Genomic DNA, 15095 nt, shown 5'->3' on the forward strand with positions numbered 1-15095 from the left:
TAATGCCACCGTCTAGTAATAACAAAAAAACGAATGTTTATAACTTTAAGCTGACCTTTTGGTTATCGCTTACGCTAACTGTACTAGTTGGTGTTGTTCTTGATCGTATTAACTATAATCGTGTAAAAGATGCTCACCGCCTACAAATTCTTTCAGAAGTAAGTACTTATAGAGCTCAACTCGAATCAACCTTAGTTTCTAATATTCAACTAGTACGGGGTTTAGGTGTTGCCGTTGCCGCAGAACCGGGTTTAGAACAAGAACGCTTTGAACAAATCGCAGCTCCTCTTTTTGATACATCAAATGAACTTCGTAATATTGGTGGCGCTCCCAATATGGTCATTCAAATGACCTATCCTTTAAAAGGGAACGAAAAAGCAATTGGCCTTAATTTTTTAGATAATAAAAATCAGCGTACTGATGCACTTAGAGCCCGCGATACCAACACAATTATTATGGCAGGACCGCTAACATTAGTTCAGGGGGGGGAAGCATTAATCGCCAGGGTTCCGGTGTATACCCCTCCCAATAATGAGTTTTGGGGGTTGTTGTCGGTTGTACTCGATATTGACAAGGTTTATATCAATTCTGGCGTTTACGAATTAGAAAAACAGTACAACGTTGCCATTCAAGGGCGTAATGGTTTAGGTAAAAAAGGCGAGTTTTTTTTCGGCAATCAAAATATTATTCAGCAAGATCCCCTTGAATTCACTCTAAATTTTCAAGGCGGCAGCTGGCAGTTATATGTAGCGCCAAAAATCGGTTGGAGCCCTCCTATTTCATCAATATGGCCACTTCGGTTATCGATTATTATTATTTGCGGATTATTAATCTGGGCCTTTTTATTCTTTTTGAAAATGCTTAATCGTCAGCAACAAAACGAAAAAATGCTTGAAGCAATGAGTGATCTAGCTCAAATAGGCGCATGGTCATTTAACTTAGAAACTAAACAAGTGTATTGGTCTGATATGACCAAAAAACTATTTAAATACCCATTAAATAACCAACCAGAATGGCCTAAAGATTTAAACTACTTTAAAAAAGGCTCTAGCCGAGAAACAATTAAACCTTTAATTGAACGAGCCATAAAATATGGTGAAAGCTACGAAGTTGAATTAGAAGTAATGGATGCAGAAGGTGAATCTGTTTGGGTACTCGTACATGGTGAAGCAGAACGAAAGAATGGACGATGCACACGTATTTTTGGCTCACTACAGAATATTGATACCCGTAAAAAAATTGAATTAGAAAATAATAAAACCGCATTACATAACGAAATTTTAGCTTCTCTTACCGTTAATAAATTAATATTAAATGGGCAACTTAGCCAATCGAAAGATATTATCACTGAAGCAATCTGCCAAGCATTCGATATTAAACGTGCCAGTATTTGGTTTTTTAATGAAGACAAGTCTCAACTAAGCCCCTTTGCCATACATAGCAAACATTCGTCTAGTGACAAAATTGACTCTATTTGGCTAAGAAAAAACAACCCCGGCTTTTTTAATGCAATAGATCATCAAGCAGTATTTAATGCACCCGATGCACTAGAACACCCAATACTCGCACCAATTAAAGAGCAGTATTTAATGCCACTCGAGATTAAATCAATGCTGTGCGTAATTATTCCTGCGGGAAGTGGTGCTATAGGCGTTGTTTGCGCCGAGCAATGTCAATCCAAGCGCCACTGGTCTAAAAACGAAGAAAGCTTTTTAATTGCCGTTGCAGCGTTAATTGGCAGCTTGCACTCGAGCCAGCAACGAATTGAAACTGAACAAAAGCTGGTTGCCGCCAAAGAAACTGCAGAACAAGCTGTTGAAGCTAAAAGTGAATTTTTAGCAAGTATGAGCCACGAAATTCGCACACCAATGAATGGTGTTTTAGGCATGCTTAATATAATTAAGCAAACGCAACTAGACCTACAGCAAAAGCATCATATCGAACTTGCTCAGTCATCAGCTCAATCTTTACTTAATATAATTAACGACATATTAGACTTTTCTAAAATTGAAGCCGGTAAGCTCGATATTGAAAACGTGCAATTTAACCTACCTCGGTTATTAGGAGAAGTGGTTGAGTCGTTTGCTTTAAAAGTAGAGCAAAACAATACAAAACTTATTTTAGATGCCACTCAAATTACAGTTAGCGAAATAATTAGTGATCCGAACCGCTTACGCCAAATTTTGAATAACTTAATTGGCAACGCCGTTAAATTTACTATTGATGGCGAAGTAGTTATTACCGCCAAAGTGGATGAAACAACGGATGGCTCGTTCCTGCAATGTTCGATTATTGATACTGGTATTGGTATTGACCCTAAAAAGCAAGCGTCGTTATTTGATTCGTTTACACAAGCCGATGCTTCAACTACACGCCAGTTTGGGGGCACAGGGCTTGGCCTTGCCATAGTAAAACAACTGTGTGAGCTGATGAACGGTGAAGTAAGCGTAAACAGCATGCAAGGTGAAGGAAGTACATTTTCTTTCACAATACAAATACAGCCTCGCTTAAGTAAAGAACAAGATTTACCGAGTCATTTAATTAAAAACAAACATATTTTAATTATTGATGAGTGCTCGTTAAATGCAAATACAGCCAGCAAACAACTCACGGTATGGGGTGCAAAGGTTAATTGCATACATGACTATCTTGAGGTTGATGATTATTTAAATAATGTAACCACCCACCCTGAAGCTATTTTAGTTGATTACTACTTTTTTGAAAAAGCGCCGCAAACGCATATAACTGCGCTTAAAAACTTTATAAATATGCATAGTTGCAAGCTAGTTCTTATGGCGCCAATGAGTTATTCACCTGAGGAGTCTAAAGTAGGTATGGAAGTCGACTGTATGATTTTCAAACCACTCACACCTTCTGATTTGTTTGACTCACTCACTAACGATAAATACATTGAACAACAGCAGCAACAAGCACAACTACAAAATAAACTAACTAAAGCACCGGTACTCGATTCATCAGAGCCACAACTACTGCTCGTTGAAGACAATAAAATAAACCAAGTAGTTGCCTCGGCGCTCTTAAAGCAAGCAGGTGTGACTTTTGATATTGCTGAAAATGGGCTTGAGGCAATTGTAAAACTCAATGCAAAACAAGGTAAGCCATATAAACTAGTTTTAATGGATTGCCAAATGCCTGAAATGGATGGCTACCAAGCCACTAAAGCCATTAGAGAAGGCGATGCAGGTAAGGGTAATGAAAATATTACTATTATTGCACTTACAGCCAATGCCATGCAGGGCGATAAAGAAAAATGCCTAGCAGCAGGCATGAACGACTATTTAAGTAAGCCGCTCGATTTAGCCGCACTAAAACCTAAACTCCAGCAATGGCTTGGTATCCAATAAAGGTGTAAGCTAATAAAATACGCTTACTAATTTGAGATTATTTATGCAGTTATCAGCAAATCAACAACGTATTCTTGGTTGCTTACTAGAAAAACAAAGCACAACGCCAGAACATTATCCGCTATCGTTAAACGCTCTAGTGAACGCATGTAACCAAAAGTCTAATCGCGATCCTGTGTTAAATCTTACAGATAGTGACGTGCAAAACGCACTTGATGAACTAATAGACATGCGTTTGGTAACTATAGATGAAGGGCTTTCTGGTCGCGTAAATAAATACGACCACCGCTTTTGCAACACTGAGTTTAGTAATCTGCAATTTTCTGCTCAGCAACGTGCCATTGTTTGTTTATTACTTTTACGTGGTGCCCAAACCCCAGGTGAATTAAGAACTCGCAGTGCTAGGCTTGCTGATTTTAATAACGTAAATGAAGTAGAAACAGCGCTCAATAAACTGATTGAAAGCGATTACGCCCGTAAATTAGAACGAGAAGCAGGTAAACGCGACAGCCGATACATTCATTTATTTGGCGAACAACAAAATAATCCCGCCGATGCCTTTGTTGCTCTACCAAGCGAAGTAATTAAAGATAAAGAATTAAGTGATTTACTGGCAGAAGTAGAAGAATTAAAAGTAGAGCTTCGCAAAATAAAAGCTCATTTAAAACTTTAATTAATTAAGACTAAATCACATAATAAGTTTATTGCGTATCACATATTAAATTTTATAAGGAGCTGGCAATGCGCGCCGAAATTATGGCTGAAATGAAGGTTCAGCCAACTATTGATCTAAATGCTGAGATAACTCGCCGGGTTGCTTTTATTAAAGCACGTTTAGTAGCAGCTCACTCACGATCACTAATATTGGGTATTAGTGGTGGTGTTGACTCATCAACTTGTGGCCGCTTATGTCAACTTGCCGTAAACGAGCTAAATAAAGAACACGATACTGACAAATACCAATTTATTGCTGTGCGCTTACCTTATGGCGTACAAGCCGATGAAGACGAAGCGCAAATGGCGGTTGATTTTATCCAGCCAAGTAAACGTATGACCGTAAACGTACAACCTGCGGCTGATGCACTGCATGAGCAAGCGATAGCTGCTGTAGTTGGCTGTGGTGAAGCACTGCCTGAGCAAGCTCAGATAGATTTTATTAAAGGTAATGTTAAAGCACGCCAACGTATGGTTGCTCAGTACGAAATTGCTGGCTTTTGCCAAGGCTTAGTAGTGGGTACCGATCATAGTGCTGAAAACATTACTGGTTTTTATACTAAATTTGGTGACGGCGCGTGCGATTTAGCTCCGCTATTTGGTTTATCAAAACGCCAAGTGCGTGCACTTGCTACTGCACTCGGTGCCCCAGCTTTATTAGTAGAAAAAGCACCTACAGCTGATTTAGAAAGCGACCGCCCAGGCTTAACAGATGAAGAAGCACTTGGTTTGAGCTATGAGCAAATTGATGACTTTTTAGAAGGTAAATCTGTTTCTAAAGACGTTGAACAAAAGCTTGTAAGTATTTACATGCGTACACAACATAAGCGCCAACCAATTCCGACAATTTACGATTAATGTTTTAGTAAATAAAATAAAGCAATTAACGCCTTTGAGGATTAATTGCTTTTTTGATCGACAGATTAAGAAACTGCGTATATTTTAATAAATTAACGCTTTAAATTTTATAATACCAATTGCGTTAAATTAGTGATCTATTATAGCCCTAAGAAAATAGCGATAGATCGATCATGTTTTAACAATATTGGTATAAGTTACCCGCCAAAGAGAACACTGCCTTATATGACATCGCCCATCTTAATTACCGGCGCAGGCCAACGTATTGGTTTAGCGCTCGCTCAGCATTATATAGCCCAAGGGCAGGCTGTTATTATTACGTATCGTACTCGCCACAACGCTGTTGATAAATTAGAGCAACTAGGCGCTGTATGTATTTATGCCGATTTTAGTACCGATGACGGTATAAGTGCATTTATAAATACGCTTAAAGAGCATACAACATCGCTGCGCGCTGTTGTTCACAATGCATCAAGCTGGGACTGCGAAGCTAACAATCCTGACTTTGCAGTACTGTTCGATAATATGATGCGTATACACGCCAAAACACCGTATTTAATTAATTTAATGTGCGCTGAGCTGCTTATAAACTATCAGCAAAGTGAAAAAGTACCTGCTGATATAATTCACCTTACTGATTATGTAGTTGAAACAGGCAGCCCTAAACACTTAGCTTATGCAGCAAGTAAAGCAGCTCTCGATAACTTAACTAAATCGTTTAGCGCTAAATATGCGCCAAACATAAAAGTGAACTCGGTTGCTCCATCACTCATTATTTTTAATGAACATGACGATGAGCAATATCGAGCTAAGACCCTTAAAAAATCATTAATGGGCATTGAACCCGGATGCCAAGAAATTATCAATAGCATTGATTTACTATTACAAAGCCACTACATCACAGGGCGCTCTTTGCCTGTTGATGGCGGCCGTCATTTAAAGTAAATATAAATAAACTGAGATATTTATGCACAATGAATTAAAAGAAAGTTACGAAAAAATCATCACCGCAGTAGGCGAAGATGCTAACCGCGAAGGCTTACTTGATACGCCAAAACGTGCTGCAAAAGCAATGGAATATTTAACGCAAGGGTATCGTCAAACGCTTGATGAAATAACTAATAAAGCGGTATTTACATCTGACGCTGACGACATGGTGTTAGTGCAAGACATAGAGCTTTACTCTATGTGTGAGCATCATTTACTACCTTTTATTGGCCGTTGCCATATTGCTTATATTCCAAACGGTAAAGTATTAGGCTTGTCTAAATTTGCACGTATTGTTGATATGTTTTCACGCCGTTTTCAAATTCAAGAACAGCTAACGCATCAAATCGCTAAAGCAGTTGAAGAAGTTACTGGCGCTAAAGGTGTGGGCGTTATTGTTGAAGCAAAACACATGTGTATGATGATGCGTGGTGTAGAAAAGCAAAATTCAAGCATGCGTACATCAGTAATGTTAGGTAACTTTAGAAGCGACCCTAAAACACGCAACGAATTTTTGCAGCTTATAAAAGGTTAACCCTATGGCTAATGCAATTATTAACGTTACTAATTTGCGCCTGCGTACGTTTATTGGCTTTAACCCCGATGAGCGTGAAAAAAAGCAAGATGTAGTGATCAACCTAGAGATTCACTACCCTGCTGATGACGCGTGTAAAACGGATGAAGTTGACCAAGCACTTAATTATAAAGTGATCACCAAAGAAGTAATTAGCTTAGTAGAGCAAGGCCACTTTTTACTGCTCGAAAAATTAGTGGCTGAAATTCTTGCGGTTTGTCACTCACACCCAAGTGTTCATTACGCTAAAGCACGTGTTGATAAACCGCATGCACTGCGTTTTGCCGACTCAGTGTCGTTAACGCTTGATTGGGCTAAATAAGGTCTTAAAAAACTTATTTAAAAAAGCTTTTCGAATCCTACGGCAAGGGCGATAACCGCTAAATAGCGCGCGCCTTTGCCTAGTGTTACTAGTAATAAAAACATACTAAAGCGTACTTTAAATATCCCCCCAATTACAGTTAGCGGATCGCCTACTACTGGCAGCCAAGCAAACAACAAACTATACACACCGTATTTATTAAATTGCTTTTGTGCGCTATCAAGCCCTTTTTGCGATACAGGAAACCATTTTTTATCTTTAAAACGCAGTACCTGCGTGCCTAACCAGTAATTAACGCAGCTTCCCAATACATTTCCAAGTGTTGCTACGCACCACATAAGCCATAAATTAACTTTACCTTGGGCAATCATCCCCACCATTATCACCTCAGAAGAGCTAGGCAGTAATGTGGCAGATATAAATGCGCTAATAAATAACGTGAGATAAAGCATAATGTCCTTATGGCTAAACGTAAAAACCCAGCCTATAGCTGGGTTTATAATATAATGTCTGAGGTTTTATTTTATCAAATTTAAACTAAACGGGTAATTAAACTCTTTACCTTCGTTAGCTTTAATACTTGCCATTACAACCATTACAAACCCAAAAATTGCCACTATAGGTAGTAATATTAAGCCTACTGCTACAAACATCAGTAAAAAACAAACTACATATGCAATTGCCATCGTTATTTGAAAGTTAAGCGCCTTTTTACCGTGCACGTCAACAACTGGCATCTCATCTCTTTTAATTAACCACACAATTAATGGCCCAATTATTGAGCCAAACGGCACAATAAATCCGGCAAGCGCACTCAAATGGCATAACATAGCCCACATACGGTCATCTTTATTAACTGGTTCAACCTGTTGATTTTCTTCCATAACACTCTCCTTTTTGTTTTATGTATGTTGCCTCTTAACTAAACAAATGTCTACAAATCAACCAACGTATTTGTATTTAAAAATCACAGCGTAAAATCTTGTGATAAAAAAGTGATAAGTTTGTGAGAGTTTCTGGAGACGATTATTCAATACTAAACTCGAATCATCACTTACAGGAATAATAATGAAAACTTCTACATTAACAATTGCAATTCTTTTAGCGGCAGCTAGCCAATCGACTATGGCCGCAGAATTAGACCTAAAAGTTACTAACCTAACCAAGGGTATTCACTTCACTCCACTGTTAATTACAGCACACAACAGCGAAGACACACTATTTGAAGTAGCAACGCAAGCATCTACAGCATTACAAACAATGGCTGAAGGCGGCAATATTGCAGAGCTAGTTGCACAAGCAACTGCAGCGGGCAGTGATATGGCTGCAAATCCAGCTGAAGGCTTACTTGCACCAGCCGCATCTACAACGGCAACACTTACCACTACCGACGGTAACGAGTACCTATCTTTAACTGCAATGATGCTACCAACTAATGATGGCTTTGTAGGCTTAAACAGCTGGAAAATCCCAACAGAAGCGGGTACTTACACAATTAATTTAAATGCTTACGATGCAGGCACAGAACAAAACAATGAGCTTGTAGTTGAAGGATCTGGCGCTCCAGGTACTCCGGGTATTCCTGCGGCTCCAGGTGGCGACGCTGGCACTGGCGGTACAGGTATATTAAGTGGTGATACAAATACAAGCATCCATATTCACCCAGGTAGCTTAGGTGATGACGATTTAGAAGCGGGAAATAGCGATTTAAGTAATACAGTACACAGATGGTTAAACCCAGTAGCGCAATTAACCGTTACAGTTAAGTAGGAGCATGATTATGTCATCTGCTAACAACCTTAAAAAAAGTCTACTAGTGCTTGCACTTGCAACCACACTTGCAGCGTGTAGCGATAATGATAACGACCCAGTGGTTGAAGAGCCGGTCGTTGTTGAGCCAATTGTTGTAGAACCTGTGATCAGTGAGTTTACTATTACTTTTAGTAACTTAACTGCAGGACAGCCTTTGTCACCACTCTCTGTCATTGCTTTTGAAGATGAAGCACCTTGGTCATTCGGTACCACAGCTTCTGTTGGTTTAGAAATGCTTGCAGAAAGCGGTGCAAATGAAGAATACCTCAGCTACGAAAGTGCACTTGCTGCAGTTTCAGCCGAAGGCGCTATTGGCCCTGGTGAAACCACCACAGTAATCATTACTGTTGAAGAGCAAGAAACGCTTAATTTGTCATTTGCTGCCATGCTTGGGAATACAAATGATGCTTTTACCGGTCTTAGTTCTTTAGATGTATCAACATTAGAAGTTGGCGGTTCGTTATCACGCACTACGACTGCTTATGATGCGGGTACGGAAGCAAATACAGAAACAGCTGAAACTGTGCCAGGTCCTGCCGCTAGCGGTGAAGGGTTTAACGAAATACGTGACGATACAGCCGATATAATAACGATGCATCCAGGCATTGTTTCAAATCAAGATGGATTATCTACATCAGCACTTGGTGCTGAACATAAGTTTGATAACCCAGTATCGAAAATAGTAATTACGCGCACGCAGTAACGTTCCAGCTTGTAATGGGGAAGTAAGGGAGCACGGATGCCCCCCTTTTTACGAGGTAATACATGCGTCACGAAAAAATATTAGTAGTAGAAGACGACAGAGAAATAGGTAAATTAATTACCACACAACTTACTTCGCTTAACTTACATGTAGATCATGTTGTAAGCGCAGAACTTGCCTTAAAAAAAATAGCCAAGCATCCCTACGGACTTATTTTACTCGATATAAACTTACCCCAAATGGATGGTTTAAGCTTATGCCGAAAAATAAAAGAGCATTACCCTACTACCTCCGTTATTTTACTCACCGCGCTTAGTAGCGATATGGACAGAGTTATTGGCCTTGAAATGGGCGCCGACGATTATATTTGTAAACCCTTTTTTGCACGCGAATTACAAGCCAGAGTAAAAACCCAATTACGCCACAGAGCACAACTACTCGCTAGCCAAAATAACGACAACTCCCCCGTTGATAGCGAACAAACACTAAATGTAGGCTCACTCAATATAGAATTTAGTTCGCACCAAGTGTATTTAGGCAAGCAAGCCCTTAACCTTACCGCCACCGAATTTGATTTACTCGTTTACTTTGCACGCCATCCTAATCATGTTTTTAGCCGCCAGCAGTTACTCGATAAAGTATGGGGTTACCAACACAGTGGGTACGAGCATACGGTTAATTCACATATAAACCGCTTACGTGCCAAGCTAGAAGAACACCAACAAGCGCCTATCATCGAAACAGTTTGGGGTGTTGGTTACAAACTAAACCCTAGCCAACTCAATTAAGACACCTATTATGAAATTATCTTTGTATCAAAAATTAGCTATATCGCTAGTCGTGATTTTTTGTTTTATTTGCGCCCTAGTTTACGGCTGGAGCAAGCAATTAGAACTGACTTCAAAACACCACGCCGAACAAAATCTGCACTTAGCGTTAGCGGAACATTTAGTACAAGATAACCCACTAATAAAAGAAGGGGTTTACGACTATAAAGCGCTTGAAAACCTCTTCCATACCTTAATGTTATTAGGTCCTGCGTTTGAATTTTATTTTGTAGACGAAACCGGAAAAATTCTTACTTACTCAGCAAAGCCGGGTAAAGTTAAACGCACGCATATTAGTTTAACGCCTTTAAAAAGGCTGATTAACGACCCAAGCGCTGCACCTATTTATGGTGATAATCCTCGTAATAAAGAGCAACAAAAAATATTTTCAGCCGCGCCAGTATTTAATCAAGATAAGCTACAAGGTTATTTATATGTAATTATTGGTGGTGAGGCTTACGATACCTCACTAAGCACTGTAAAAAATAATGATAAGTTATGGCTAGCTGCTTTATGGCTTGGCTCTGCACTCGCATTTTTATTTATTGCGATGCTAATTTTACTACGTTTTTTTACCAACCCAATTCAGCGCTTAGCACGCGATGTTAGTAATATTGAAGCCGCTAACTACAGCCTTACCGACACCAAGCTAAGTAACTATTCAACGCAAAAAAGTAACGAAGTGCATAGTTTAGGGCGAAGTATTCAAGCCATGCTAACGCGTATTAATGAGCAGTTTAAAGCGCTTGAACAAGGCGATAAACAACGCAAAGAGTTGCTAACTCATCTATCGCACGACCTACGTACACCACTTGCTTCACTGCAGGGGTTTTTAGAAGTATTAAATCAGTCGGGCGAGCAGCTAAGTAAACAAGAGCAGCAAGAATACTTGCAGGTATCGCTTAATAATTGTGGGCAATTAAAGCTACTCATAGAGCAAATATTTGAGCTTGCTCACTTAGAAAATGGCGAAATAAGTATAAATAAAGAAACCTTTAATTTAGGTGAACTCATTTACGATTGCATGGCAAAATTTAGTTTAGCCGTTGACAAAAAAGGCATTAGTTTGTCGGTAGAACCTGCGATTTGTGATTTTCCTGTGGTTGCCGATATAGCTAAATTAGAGCGCGTGTTAAGCAACTTAATTGATAACGCAATTAGGCATACCCCTCGTGGCGGCAGCATTGCAGTACATGTAAAACGCAGTGACGATAATCAACTATTTGTGCATGTATCAGACACGGGCGTAGGCATAAAAGAAGATGAGCTGAATGCTATTTTTGATCCGCACTACCAAGCAAGTAATTCTAATAAAGAAGGGCGCCAGCAAGGTGGTTTAGGATTGGCTATTTGCAGAGGGTTATTAAAACTGATGGATAGCGAAATTTACGTACAAAGTGAAATTGGTAAAGGCACTATGTTTAGCTTTAACTTGCCACAAAAAAAGGTGCTTTCTTAAAAAGCACCTTACATTTTTGTTTATTTTAAATATATAAATTAATTACTTTTTAATACCCGCTAAATCAAGCATAAATGCATAGTTTAGCGCGGTATCTTCTAAGCGCTTAAAGCGACCCGATGCACCACCGTGCCCTGCTTCCATATCTATTTTAAACAGTAACTTATTGTCATCAGTTTTATAGTCACGCAGCTTAGCAACCCATTTTGCAGGTTCAAAGTATTGAACTTGTGAATCGTGCAAGCCAGTCGTTACTAACATATTAGGATATGCTTGCTTAGATACTTGGTCGTATGGCGAGTAAGACAGCATGTAATCGTAATACGCTTTTTCGTTCGGATTACCCCATTCGCCGTATTCATTTGTTGTAAGCGGAATACTCGCATCAAGCATCGTTGTTACTACATCTACAAACGGTACCGCAGCAACCATGCCTTTATAAAGCTCAGGCGCTTGGTTTGCTACTGCGCCCATTAATAAGCCACCAGCACTGCCACCTAACGCAAATATTTCATCTTTTGCACCATACTTTTGAGAAACCAGTGCTTTAGTTACGTCAACAAAGTCGTTAAATGTATTCTTTTTAGTGAGTAGCTTACCGTCTTCGTACCAAGGACGACCTAGCATTTGCGATCCACGTACATGGGCAATTGCAAATACAAAGCCACGGTCTAACAAGCTCAAACGTGAGCTTGAGAACGTTGGATCCATGGTAGCGCCATAAGAACCGTAACCATATTGCAGTAGCGGGTTAGTGCCATCTTTTTTAAACGCATCTTTACGGTAAACTAAGCTTACCGGTACTTTTATGCCATCACGTGCTGTTACAAAAATACGCTCTGACGCGTAATTGTCAGCATCAAAATCACCTAACACAACCTGTTGCTTAAGAAGCGTTTTATCGCCAGTCGCTAAATCTACATCGTACGATGAGCTTGGAGTGGTCATGCTTGTGTAGTAAACACGTAACGTGCTGCTATCTATATCGTTATTGCCATAAGTACCAATTGTATAAGCGCTATCGTTAAAGCTCAGTGGTAACTCTTTACCTGTTTTTAAATCACGCGCAATCAACTTTGATTGGCCCATTTCACGTTCTTGGTAAACTAAGTAGTTATTAAATAAATCAATGCCTTCGAGTTTAATATCATCGCGCGCAGGGATCACACTTTGCCAATTAGCCTTGTCGCCTGCTTTATCAATATCAACTTTCATCAGCTGAAAATTTACAGCATTTAAGTTAGTTACAATGTAGTAAGTATTCCCTAGCTTCGAAATATCATATTCAAGCCCTGCTTCGCGCTCAATTAAGCGTTTAGGCATTGCCTTAGTATCATCAGCACTTAATACAGATACGCCTGATGCAGCCGTGCTGCTGTGCCAAATATAAATCTCTGACTCATCTTTGCTTTTACTCATACCCATGTAGTAACTGGTATCAGTTTCTTCGTAAATTAGCTCATCATCAGCTTGCGATGTACCTAATGTATGACGATACACTTGGTAACCTAGTAGAGTTTGTAAATCTTTTTTAATGTAGTAAACCGTTTTATTATCGTTTGCCCACACAATGCCACCGTTGGTGCCTTCAAGTGTGTCTTCGAGTAATTTACCGGTAGTTAAATCTTTTATTTTTACGCTATAAATACGACGGCTAACAGTATCTTCGCCATAAGCCATTAAATTGCCATTAGGGCTTACATCTAAACCACTTACTGCATAATAATCATGGCCTTTAGCAAGCTCATTTACATCTAAAATAACTTGCTGATCGGTACCTGCAAAATCGCTGCTGCGTAAGTAAGTAGTGTACTCGTTATCGCCACGTGTTTGTGTTGAGTAAAAATAATCACCGTTTTTTACTGGGACTGAATCATCGTCTTTTTGAATACGCCCTTTTAGCTCTTCAAACAACTCACTTTGCAGCGCTTTAGTATGTGCAAGCATTGCATCAGTGTATGTATTTTCAGCTTCTAAGTAGTTAATTACCTCAGGTGCTTTACGTTCATCATCACGCAGCCAATAGTAATTATCTATACGTGTGTCACCATGAATAGTCATTTCATGTGGCACTTTTTTAGCAACAGGGGCTACAGCTTGGGCTACTTGAACCGCTTTAACTTGTGTATTACTTTTTTTGGTTTCTTCAGGGGCTTGATTACAGCCACTTAAAATAGCGAGCGATAGTGCTGCGAGTGCGAATGGAGTACGTTTCATCAGTCAAAGTCCTTGTTGTATTTTTATTTTTTATTAAGTAATTAAATATACCTAAAAATAACCTATGTTGTGATTTAGTTTGTGAAGCTATGTAAAGTAAATCAACGTAATTCCTCTTTTCTTAATAAGCCTACATCAGGTACTCTGTAGATATATAAATCACTTTTAAGCTCAACTGATTAAGGGTAGTAATGAATAGCGAAGTAATTAACATTTTAACTATGGCAAAAGTAATTCAAACGGCCGTTGCTCCCGTATTTTTAATCACAGGTATAGCAGCAACTTTAGGTGTTTTATCTAATCGCTTAGCACGAATTACCGACAGAGCGCGCTTATTGGAGCGAAGATTAAAAATAAATACAGATGACGATTTTAATAAGTCGCTAGCAACAGAACTCCGCGCTTTATTAAAAAGATCTCGATGTATACATATTGCTTTTAGTTTAAGTGTATTAAGTGCCTTACTTGTATGTGCTGTGGTTATGTTTTTATTCTTGTCGCACATTCAATCAATTAACTTAAGCGTGACCATTGCTTGTTGTTTTGTAGCTGCCATGGCGTTACTCATTTGTGCATTTATTTCGTTATTAGGTGAAGTATTTTTAGCAACGCGCAGCATGCGACGAGGCATGATATTTGCCGATATAGGCATTAATGATTAACTTTTCATTAAATCCGTCGTATTCGCTTGAATAAAAATGACGTTGCATACAAGATATTAAATTAGGAATAATACTCAACAGGGGCAAACTATGAAATTAAAAAAAATATTAGCAGGTGTAGCATTAGCTACATGTGCATTTAGCGTATCGGCAAATTCTGCATTTAAAGAACCAAGTGACGCGATTGAATACCGCCAAGCTGCGTTTTCGATGATCTCAGTTCAAATTAGCGACATGGGTGCAATGCTTAAAGGCAAAGTACCTTTTGATGCAGAGCAATTTCAAAAGCGTGCTAACAATGCCGCTGCTTTATCAAAAATGCCATGGGAAGCATTTTACGAAGGGACAGATAAAGGCGATACAGCTGCACTTGCTGCTGTTTGGGCCGAAAATGCAACCTTTGTTGAAAAAGCGAATGCTTTTGCAGCAAATGCAGATAAGCTAGCGTTAGCTGCTCAATCGGGCGATAAAGCCGTAATTGGTAAAGCTTTTGGCGCATGGGCTAAAGGCTGTAAAGATTGCCATAAGCAATTTAAAGATTAATTATTGTTGTAGCCAGTTTAACAACAATAAATAGATAATAAAAAAGCACTGA

Annotated in this window: 15 protein-coding genes; 12 read left to right on the forward strand and 3 right to left on the reverse strand. The window is 39.2% G+C overall.

Features of this window, described 5'->3' with window-relative positions; translation table 11 throughout:
* Positions 1-2 precede the first annotated feature (2 nt).
* The 6 genes from PARC_RS17085 (at position 3) to folX (ending at position 6820) form a co-directional block, all read left to right on the forward strand.
* On the forward strand, positions 3-3365 hold the full coding sequence (locus PARC_RS17085; RefSeq protein ID WP_010554550.1) for an ATP-binding protein: 3363 nt from the start codon (positions 3-5) through the stop codon (positions 3363-3365).
* A gap of 43 nt (positions 3366-3408) precedes the next feature.
* Entirely contained in the window at positions 3409-4038 is a 630-nt protein-coding gene (locus PARC_RS17090; protein WP_007580511.1) for a YceH family protein, read from the forward strand.
* 68 nt (positions 4039-4106) lie between these two features.
* Positions 4107-4937 (forward strand): NAD(+) synthase, encoded by an 831-nt coding sequence (gene nadE, locus PARC_RS17095; protein WP_010554548.1) that lies wholly within the window; start codon positions 4107-4109, stop codon positions 4935-4937.
* A gap of 225 nt (positions 4938-5162) precedes the next feature.
* Positions 5163-5882 carry a dihydromonapterin reductase gene (folM, locus tag PARC_RS17100; protein ID WP_010554547.1) on the forward strand — a complete coding sequence of 240 codons (720 nt, stop codon included), beginning with the start codon at positions 5163-5165 and terminating at the stop codon, positions 5880-5882.
* Between the two features lie 22 nt (positions 5883-5904).
* Positions 5905-6459, forward strand: a complete 555-nt coding sequence (folE, locus tag PARC_RS17105) for a GTP cyclohydrolase I FolE (protein ID WP_002962341.1) — start codon at positions 5905-5907, stop codon at positions 6457-6459.
* A 4-nt stretch (positions 6460-6463) separates the two neighbouring features.
* Positions 6464-6820, forward strand: a complete 357-nt coding sequence (gene folX, locus PARC_RS17110) for a dihydroneopterin triphosphate 2'-epimerase (protein ID WP_007377309.1) — start codon at positions 6464-6466, stop codon at positions 6818-6820.
* Positions 6821-6837: 17 nt separating this feature from the next.
* On the opposite strand, the gene PARC_RS17115 is transcribed toward folX, so the two are convergent.
* Both PARC_RS17115 and PARC_RS17120 read right to left on the reverse strand, forming a co-directional pair.
* Positions 6838-7272 (reverse strand): YqaA family protein, encoded by a 435-nt coding sequence (locus PARC_RS17115; protein ID WP_010554546.1) that lies wholly within the window; start codon positions 7270-7272, stop codon positions 6838-6840.
* A gap of 66 nt (positions 7273-7338) precedes the next feature.
* The gene (locus PARC_RS17120) at positions 7339-7704 is read right to left on the reverse strand and encodes a DUF4870 domain-containing protein (protein ID WP_007580507.1); all 366 of its coding nucleotides are present in this window, start codon (positions 7702-7704) and stop codon (positions 7339-7341) included.
* 184 nt (positions 7705-7888) lie between these two features.
* Here PARC_RS17120 and PARC_RS17125 point away from each other — a divergent pair, with 184 nt between their 5' ends.
* From PARC_RS17125 to PARC_RS17140, 4 genes are all read left to right on the forward strand, one after another.
* Complete coding sequence (locus PARC_RS17125) at positions 7889-8590, forward strand: spondin domain-containing protein (RefSeq protein WP_007580506.1); 702 nt, start codon at positions 7889-7891, stop codon at positions 8588-8590.
* A 10-nt stretch (positions 8591-8600) separates the two neighbouring features.
* A complete protein-coding gene (locus PARC_RS17130) occupies positions 8601-9335 on the forward strand; it encodes a spondin domain-containing protein (RefSeq protein WP_010554545.1) in 735 nt (244 codons plus the stop codon).
* Between the two features lie 62 nt (positions 9336-9397).
* Entirely contained in the window at positions 9398-10123 is a 726-nt protein-coding gene (locus tag PARC_RS17135) for a response regulator transcription factor (protein WP_007580488.1), read from the forward strand.
* 10 nt (positions 10124-10133) lie between these two features.
* Positions 10134-11621, forward strand: coding sequence for a sensor histidine kinase (locus PARC_RS17140; RefSeq protein WP_010554544.1), 1488 nt, complete (start codon positions 10134-10136; stop codon positions 11619-11621).
* A gap of 42 nt (positions 11622-11663) precedes the next feature.
* Here the strand turns inward: PARC_RS17140 and PARC_RS17145 are convergent, their stop codons facing one another.
* The gene (locus PARC_RS17145) at positions 11664-13838 is read right to left on the reverse strand and encodes a S9 family peptidase (RefSeq protein ID WP_010554543.1); all 2175 of its coding nucleotides are present in this window, start codon (positions 13836-13838) and stop codon (positions 11664-11666) included.
* Between the two features lie 191 nt (positions 13839-14029).
* Here PARC_RS17145 and PARC_RS17150 point away from each other — a divergent pair, with 191 nt between their 5' ends.
* Together PARC_RS17150 and PARC_RS17155 are read left to right on the forward strand one after the other, a co-directional pair.
* Complete coding sequence (locus PARC_RS17150) at positions 14030-14500, forward strand: DUF2721 domain-containing protein (RefSeq protein ID WP_010554542.1); 471 nt, start codon at positions 14030-14032, stop codon at positions 14498-14500.
* A 90-nt stretch (positions 14501-14590) separates the two neighbouring features.
* Positions 14591-15043 (forward strand): c-type cytochrome, encoded by a 453-nt coding sequence (locus PARC_RS17155; protein WP_010554541.1) that lies wholly within the window; start codon positions 14591-14593, stop codon positions 15041-15043.
* Positions 15044-15095 lie beyond the last annotated feature (52 nt).

This window comes from Pseudoalteromonas arctica A 37-1-2 (assembly GCF_000238395.3).
GTDB classification, from domain to species: Bacteria; Pseudomonadota; Gammaproteobacteria; order Enterobacterales; family Alteromonadaceae; genus Pseudoalteromonas; species Pseudoalteromonas arctica.

Bases quoted from the DNA above. Each gene is read 5' to 3' on its own strand.
- PARC_RS17090 (WP_007580511.1), top strand. From the start codon at position 3,409: ATGCAGTTATCAGCAAATCAACAACGTATTCTTGGTTGCTTACTAGAA.
- PARC_RS17140 (WP_010554544.1), top strand. From the start codon at position 10,134: ATGAAATTATCTTTGTATCAAAAATTAGCTATATCGCTAGTCGTGATT.
- PARC_RS17120 (WP_007580507.1), bottom strand. From the start codon at position 7,704: ATGGAAGAAAATCAACAGGTTGAACCAGTTAATAAAGATGACCGTATG.
- PARC_RS17145 (WP_010554543.1), bottom strand. From the start codon at position 13,838: ATGAAACGTACTCCATTCGCACTCGCAGCACTATCGCTCGCTATTTTA.
- PARC_RS17115 (WP_010554546.1), bottom strand. From the start codon at position 7,272: ATGCTTTATCTCACGTTATTTATTAGCGCATTTATATCTGCCACATTA.
- folX (WP_007377309.1), top strand. From the start codon at position 6,464: ATGGCTAATGCAATTATTAACGTTACTAATTTGCGCCTGCGTACGTTT.
- folM (WP_010554547.1), top strand. From the start codon at position 5,163: ATGACATCGCCCATCTTAATTACCGGCGCAGGCCAACGTATTGGTTTA.
- nadE (WP_010554548.1), top strand. From the start codon at position 4,107: ATGCGCGCCGAAATTATGGCTGAAATGAAGGTTCAGCCAACTATTGAT.
- PARC_RS17130 (WP_010554545.1), top strand. From the start codon at position 8,601: ATGTCATCTGCTAACAACCTTAAAAAAAGTCTACTAGTGCTTGCACTT.
- PARC_RS17125 (WP_007580506.1), top strand. From the start codon at position 7,889: ATGAAAACTTCTACATTAACAATTGCAATTCTTTTAGCGGCAGCTAGC.
- PARC_RS17155 (WP_010554541.1), top strand. From the start codon at position 14,591: ATGAAATTAAAAAAAATATTAGCAGGTGTAGCATTAGCTACATGTGCA.
- folE (WP_002962341.1), top strand. From the start codon at position 5,905: ATGCACAATGAATTAAAAGAAAGTTACGAAAAAATCATCACCGCAGTA.
- PARC_RS17150 (WP_010554542.1), top strand. From the start codon at position 14,030: ATGAATAGCGAAGTAATTAACATTTTAACTATGGCAAAAGTAATTCAA.
- PARC_RS17135 (WP_007580488.1), top strand. From the start codon at position 9,398: ATGCGTCACGAAAAAATATTAGTAGTAGAAGACGACAGAGAAATAGGT.
- PARC_RS17085 (WP_010554550.1), top strand. From the start codon at position 3: ATGCCACCGTCTAGTAATAACAAAAAAACGAATGTTTATAACTTTAAG.